Origin of the sequence: Corallococcus sp. CA047B (assembly GCF_003612065.1) — a bacterium.
GTDB classification, from domain to species: domain Bacteria; phylum Myxococcota; class Myxococcia; order Myxococcales; family Myxococcaceae; genus Corallococcus; species Corallococcus praedator.
Genome location: NZ_RAWD01000697.1, coordinates 1 through 747, shown reverse-complemented (window position 1 = coordinate 747; position 747 = coordinate 1). Strand labels below are relative to the sequence as shown.

At 69.9% G+C, this 747-nt stretch carries 1 protein-coding gene; it reads right to left on the bottom strand.

All coding sequences use genetic code 11. The annotated features are described in order from the left end of the window. The coding region (locus D7X74_RS42235; RefSeq protein WP_147446927.1) for an aldo/keto reductase at window positions 1–715 on the bottom strand (715 nt) is incomplete at its 3' end. Between the last annotated feature and the right edge of the window lie 32 nt (window positions 716–747).

Genomic DNA, 747 nt, shown 5'->3' with positions numbered 1-747 from the left:
GGATGGGGCAGTTCACGGCGGGGTGGCCCAGGATGAACTTGAGGAAGAACTGGGCCCAGCTGGTGCAGTCGAAGTCCGCGGCCCAGGCCGGCAGGGCGCGGCCCTTCATCTTGCGGAAGAGGTTGCCCTTGTCGAAGGGCTCCATCACCAGCACGGCGACGCCGTGCTCCTTCGCCGCGGGCAGCAGGCGCGCCTCCGCGTCGCGCATCGCGAGCGAGTAGGGCAGCTGCACGAAGTCCAGGGCGCTGCTCTTGATGTGGCGCTCCAGGTCGTCGAAGGCGCTGCGCGCGTAGTGGGTGACGCCGATGTAGCGGATCCTCTTCGCGGCCTTCAGCTCGCGCAACACGGGCAGGTGGGTGTCCACGTCGAGCAGGTTGTGCACCTGCATCAGGTCCATGCGGCCGTGGCCCATGCGCTGGAGCGAGGCCTGGATTTGAGCGGCGCCCTCGGCCTTGCCGCGCGTCCAGACCTTGGTGGCCAGAAAGGGCGTCTTCTCCTGGCCGGACTGCTTCAGCAGGTCGCCCACCACGGCCTCGGAGCGGCCGTACATGGGCGACGAGTCGATGAGGCGCGCGCCCGAGGCGAAGAACTTCTGGAGGACCTGGGCCAGTGGGGCGCGTTCGTTCGCGGCGCCGCCGACGTCGAAGGTCTGCCAGGTGCCGAGGCCGATGACGGGCAGGGCCTCGCCCGAGCTGGGGATGGGACGGGTGAGCATGCGGGGACCTGGGGCGGTGGCGGGAGTCTGGG